Genomic DNA, 6,877 nt, shown 5'->3' with positions numbered 1-6,877 from the left:
AAGGGTCTTTCAGTTCCAGGGGAGAGCGGCCTTGCCGATCAGTAAAAGGATCGCCATACCGGTCTCGCTTATAAAATGATAAGCCTCTTTTTCCTTTTTTAAGGGTATCTCTCAAGCTACTGTCTTTCTTTATACTATCTGTGGGGGGAGCTTGTGCTAAACGGGGAGACCAGGAATAGCCTTTCTTCTCATCTTCTGAGTCAGAAAACCAGCATACAAGAGAAAATAATACTCCACCCGAAACTAAAATGTAATCGGAGAACCTCAATGTTAATAATAGAATTAATCGTAGATAACCTAATTTCTATCACTGGAAATGCTTTTACGCTATCCAATGCAAACACATACTTGTGTTTGAAAACTTTATCTCGTTCAGAGTTGCCCCTGAGCATTCTACTTATTAATTGAGTGTTCTAAAGGTATTATTACTGTACTGGTATTGTAGATTTTGTTTTGCATAGATACTACTTAAAAAAAGCTATGCAAAACAAAATCAGGTATTCATGAATTTATTGACTAAGATTATACTGCATACGGAAGCCAAACCGTGTATCAGACCGAGGATAGGAAGTACTCACAACTGGTCTGTTCACATTGCGTTCAAAGTATACAGTTATATTCACACGTTGGTTAATTGCATACTGAATCGTTGGTTTGACTGATACCTGAAAGTTTCCAGCTACAGGTGTATTGACTCCCTGGAACCTGCGCTGAATCGTTTTCGAATCCAGGAATCGCACATCACATCGGAACTGCACATCGTTTTTCAGTACCCGTTGTTCTCCCTGCACCCGGAAAGGCAGTTTCAGATTGTTTTTGGTATATCCTATACTCACTGTCACATCCTGATTGGTAATCTCACTTACCTGACGACTAGATGTTATCAACGAAACTGTTCGCTCTTTATTATATGTAATTCGTGCAGTTAGTTTGCTTGGTGTACGTAAGTCTATTCCAATCAATGGCGAAAAACGTTCGGTGATGGTTACACGGTCTGTGATTAACAGGGGTATATATACACTATCATTATTCACATTGGGTACATATCCCAGTGCATCCAACGAACTATGCAAACCTATTAGTCCGGAAGATGCGTATTCCTGAGGGCTCCGGTAACTTCCGATGGTATAAGTGGAAGAATATCCATGTGTGATATTAATTGAAGAAAAGATGTTTTTAAACACTTCTAATTTCGACAAACCTGCATAGGTAATATTCCAGTTAGGTAATGGAATCTTTGGAAAAGAAGTCAGCTTGGCCTTATTCAGAGACTTACCTGAATAGGTAGCAATGAATGCAGGAATTAATACATCCTGAGAAGTAGTATCATATTTACCTGTTCCAGTAGTCCGTTCGCCAAATCGGTTCTTCATAATCCCAGCATTCTTTTCAAACTCTTCGAAAGTGGATCGGTTATCCTGGAATGCAGTTTTAATGCTAATGAATGAGATAGAATACGTTCCGGATTTTACTGCGTTTTGGCTTTCATAATCAGTCTCTGTCAGGCTAGGATTAATGTCTCTAAACATCTCACTATACTCCTGAGTTTGTGTTTTCTTGACATTGAGTCGAATCTTGAAATCTCTGAATGGCTCAAGGTCTGCCTGTGCAGTAAAGTTCTTTGCCAGAGTCTGCATAAATGGAGTATTGAGCTGAGTACTTTGTGTGAGCCATCCATTTTTAGCAGCTTTCTGCCGAATTCCTGCATCCTGACTGCCTAATAAAGTAAATCCTAAGCCAGGTGCCAACAGAGAACTATCTAATCCCAGAAAACGAGCACTTGGCATAAAACCAGGCAAAGAAGTCGTTTCATCTATAGTATAGCTGAAATTAACATTTCGGGCTGTCATCAGTGTACGTACAATACCTTTGAAAAACCTGAACTGTGGTGGCCGTTTTACAGTATCCCTCTGAACCGCCACAGGTGCACCAGGTTGCCCTGGAGTTGGGCGTGTTGTAGGTCGAGTAGTTGGACGACGAGCTGGTTCGTTTATTTTCTTCAGGAAAGGCAATTTGTTATAGAGTTTCAATAAATCTATACGACCGTTAATGGCACGCTGACGACTATTGTCTGCATAGTTTCCAAAGAATAATCCTAACGTATCGGAAATACCCAAAGCTGATGCTCTCCAATTGTAAGCAGTCGCATATCTCACATCTGCACTCACCCAGTTCGTAATAGGAAACTTGTCCAGAGGCATACGATAGGTAGCTGTAGCATGCTGCTGGAAGTTTTTCATCCGTCCAAATCTTTTGAGATTATATACTACAGAATCCCGCTTACTAAATCCAGGTCTCAACTCAGTATCATTAATATCCCCATCTGGTTCATCAATAACCGCATTGGCAATAGCTGAATAGTTAAAGGATAAATTACGGGTGAAATTCCAGAGTATATCGTAGGTCCGATTAAAGGTAAAGGACTTTTCATACAATGGTTTCACCCCTACAGTTGTCAGTCCTGTACCTAAAGCAGATGGATCAGCATTCCGATACTGTGTCTTTGTAAACATCCGGTTCAGATCGCCTCGAATGGCTATGTTGGAAGGTATTAGATTCAGATTGAAATCTTTCAACCATTTCCATGCTGGTTTATCAAGAGCTTTACTGTTTTTAAAGGGTTCAAAGTAAGTAGGAGTCGTATTAAATACATACCCTATTCCCCCACGCACATTTTTCTGATAATAAAGTGCCGTTGTAATATTAGTCCTTGTAATGTCACTATAGGAGTAATTAAACGTAAAGTTTGAAAGATCCCAGATATGGCTCTTAGTCACCCCTGCCGGCTTGATTTTCTGTACATTAGTAAAGTTAATACTTCGTCGGGTAGTATTATCCTCTACCATTTTACGGTATTCGTCCGCTTCGCCTTCAGACTTGTTTGCAAAGCGTGATTCAATAGACATATCCAGAGGCACATCTGGATCCAATGGATTGAATCGAGGTTTTATTCGTTCCCGCTCATACCCAACAAACATTGGGATTTTAATTCCCAGCCATTGTGGGAACAACTTTTCCAGATTAATGTTTGCACCAACACTGTAATGCATTGTGTTTTGACGGGCACGTTCGGCTATACGTTGCTGAATACCTCCAAATCCAAACGTTTCAATATCTCCAGCGGCTGTTATATTGGCAAAGTCAGCTAATTTTACATTCATACGTGCAGTAGCTGCAAAGCCTCCCTGCTGGTTGAAGCCTTCACTACGTAATTCATCCAGCCAGATACACGCCTTTTTAGGTTGCATATCAAGAGATCTGGCATTCCGCATACCCAACATGAGCACCTGTACTGCACTATAATCCGGATTACCAACTACTGTAATTCTGTAACGCTTTCCAGAAATAGTCTGATCCTGTAAGAATTCAGAATAAGGAACCAGCACACTTTGTCCTCTCCGGTTTCGGTTTGATTTGATTTCTGCCAGTTTTGCATAGGGCAGATTAATCTGATTCCAGTCAGGCCAAATATTGGCTGTAGCAGTGTCTCCTGGCATAGAAAACATAAGAGGAACCTCGATTTCGTAATAGTTATCAGTGAAGTCTGTACCTAAGCGAACAAAAGCACGTAGTGAGTCAGCACTTCTTAGTGTCTGATCATTATCTGATTCTGCGTGAATGTATAGTTTCAGATTTTTGTAATTGATAAAATCCAGACTAACATTCTTATATACAGCACGCGCATCCCGATCCCGAAGATCATCCACACACAACCGCAATGATTGCTCATTCAACTGGCGGTTATTCAATGTGGTAATATCCCGATCACGAGGAAGGTTTGGTGGAATCTTGTAAGGGAACAAATTTCCATTCCCAACAGAACTGTTCTCTTCAATATTAACAGTACCTAATGTAAAGTTGGCATCGTATGGTTCGGAAGGAAGTTGCAGATCTTTATCATACAGGTTATCTGTATATACCCTCCACTGGTTAGCTACCAACTGAAAGTTAGCCATACGAAATACGTGTGGCTCGGAAAAGTTGGTTAGGAACATACGCATGAACCGGATGGACTTAAAACCCTCTATGTCACCTACTTTATCTGTATACTCTCGCACTGGAATTCTGAACTGATACCATTTTACAGCCTCTCCACTTTCACTAGACTCATTGATTGCAACAATGTGGTTTTGCCCTACCTGCATCTGGTCTCGTGATACATGTATCTTATATTGATAATAAGATTCAATGTCATTGATTGTCTGATCATTATTCAGATCTTCGTTGTCAGGTAACGTTGTAGCCGCCCGTGAAAAATCCTGACCTGTAGCATCTGGTGAGTTATTTTCATATCCATTAAAGTTTTTATGACGAACCAGCAAATTACCTTCACTATCAAATTTAGGATCTAATGGATGTGCAAAGTCATCGGCAGAAGGATCTTCCTGTCCGCTATTAAAAAAGGCTTTCTCTTCTTCCGTTGTCAAACCATCCAAACCAATATCCTGTCTTTGGCGGGCTCCGGAAGTATTGTCAAAGGCATTATTAATCCAGGAACTGGAAGGAGCTTTCCCCCACACACTTTCTGTTACTGGACGCTGGTCATCCGTAGCACTGATAGGCAAACCATTCTCAAAGTTATGTTTGCCATCTTTCATTACATCTTCAGACACATTTCCCAGATTAAAATAGATATCTCCACCCTTACGCTGATCACCTCTGAAAGTAGCGAATCCATCATTGATCACCCCCCGATCAGACTCAATAAAGGGGTCCATCATCCAGAATTCTATATACTGAACATTAGCATTATCAAAGTCCACATCATAGGTTATCCCACGAGAAATCGAAGCCCAGTTTTTTTTCAATGCGGCCTCACTGTTATCCCGAAATCGCCCCTGTGCATCCAGATTCGGGTTGTAGTTATACATCCCTCTTTCTTGCGGATAATAGGCAATATCCATTGTTTGCAGGTTCGTAATAATCTGCTGTTGTGCCTGTTGTGGGAATACCTCTGTAGGCACTACAACCCGTACATAGTGATTATTGATTTGGCCTTCGCTGATTCCCCCTGGCAGATTATCTCTATAGAATGTATTGTCAATTGTATACCATGCAAGTTTAGCCCGACGATAGGAATAAGTTAATGCATTAGTTCCTACATTGGCATCAGGAAACATCAAGGGTGTAGCACCTAATCTCCAATAAATCTGCGGAGAACGTGTAAGCAAAAACGATGTCTCAGATCCTTCAAAGTCATCAACATAAGAGTTACCCTGCACCAATGGAGCAACACCTGGAAATAATTTAGCAAACTCCCCATTGAAGGTGATAGTCGACATTTCCTTGGTAGACAGGAAAGGCAGTTTATCGACCATACGGGTAAGAAAGCGGGAGTCCTTTCTAAAGTTTACATCAAACCCCAGTATGGTATTATTCAAGGGTTCATTGCCCATTGCGACTCTGCGCAATAATGGTCTTTCCCGCATACGCATCAACGTAGCACCGATTGAGAAATCTTTCGTAAATACATACTCTAACCTTGTACCCATTACTGTACGTACTTGGTTCTGAAATAAATCGGCTTGCTCTGAACGAATCTGAATTTCCTGACCTGATAAGAGAATACCCTCATTTAGAATAGTCACATTTCCATTCTCTACAATATAGTCTTGTCCCTGTACCAACGTGCGGCCTCCCGCTGTTACTACCACTGAGTTCGCATCCACTCCGACCATACCTAAGGCAACCTGATTGGTAGCTCCACTTGTCTGATAACTACCCTTAATAAAGAATTTATTCTTGGCTGCAACCTGTTGAGCTTCCTGCTTGGTTGAGCTGTAAAGTGTATTAAATGAATACTTATTAACCAGAGCTAGCTCACTTACCGGATCTAACCAGGGTGGTAATGTTCTGGCACCTTGTCTTCTTGACTTCGTTAAATAATCGGAACTGAAAGGTTCAAGTACAGGAAATATAATTCTTCCATACTGGCTGTTTACTGTTACACCTTCTACCCAGTCAAAGTTACCATCGGCCTGTGCATCTCCCTGAGGATTCAATTTATCCAGATTGAATACTTGCAGTAGTGGCACATCTTTGGTGTTAGCCCCTTGCTGAAGGCTAGGATTATCAATACCTGTTAAATCATCTTTATAAATAACACGTAGTTGAAAACCATCTCTGTTTAACTGACCGGCTCCCAGGGAATAAATGTTTTTCATCATCAGATCCCAGGTAGGCAGATCGAGTTTTATAGTAGATGGACGCAACATCTTCAGAAATAAAACTTCATTCTGATCTCTGGTGGAGTAGTCTTCTGTTAATTCTCCTACTTTATAGGATTGTCCCTGATAGGTATACTCAAATGCAACACCTAACACTTCATCATTACGAAGAGCGGTATTCAGTGAAACATAACCTAATTGTGAATTGAAGCTATATTCGGATTGAGCCAGCTTACGGGCACTTCGTAAGATCTCGAAGTCTGATCCTTTCTGTAATCCAAGAGTAGCCAGTTGATTACTTACCTGATCTACATTTCGGATATTACCATTATTTAATGCAGTATAGAGGTTATTAGCTGTATTTCGTATAGGGCCAATTCCTGTAAAAGGCTGCAGTGTAGGATTGTCTTTACGATAAGGGCTTGGATCTCCTAAATCAAGGAAAGCCACCATGTTACGCAATGTCTCAGTAGTATTATTCCGATTGGTTACATATACTTCCAGACGAGTAATCTGCACCCCTGAGCTTATAATAGGTAATGTACTTAGTGCATTCTCATACTTATCCCGGAAGAAATGTCCCAGAAAAAAGTGTCGATTATCCTCGTATTCGGATACTTTAAATTCAAACTTCTTGTTCTGTACGCCACCACCTTGTAAAGTTGTCTCCGAAACTTTAGCTCTCTGATTAGCTAGAATCCCTGTTACTC

2 protein-coding genes are annotated in these 6,877 nt (G+C 40.8%); both read right to left on the bottom strand.

The features are described from left to right. The coding region (locus QNI22_RS40025; protein ID WP_314520280.1) for a hypothetical protein at nucleotides 1-268 on the bottom strand (268 nt) is incomplete at its 3' end. 241 nt (nucleotides 269-509) lie between these two features. Then, a partial coding sequence (sov, locus tag QNI22_RS40020) for a T9SS outer membrane translocon Sov/SprA (RefSeq protein ID WP_314520279.1) occupies nucleotides 510-6,877 on the bottom strand: 6,368 nt, incomplete at its 5' end.

Source organism: Xanthocytophaga agilis (assembly GCF_030068605.1).
Classification (GTDB): domain Bacteria; phylum Bacteroidota; class Bacteroidia; order Cytophagales; family 172606-1; genus Xanthocytophaga; species Xanthocytophaga agilis.
Note: the sequence above shows the minus strand (reverse complement) of the source record. Positions and strands in the feature narration are given on the sequence as shown.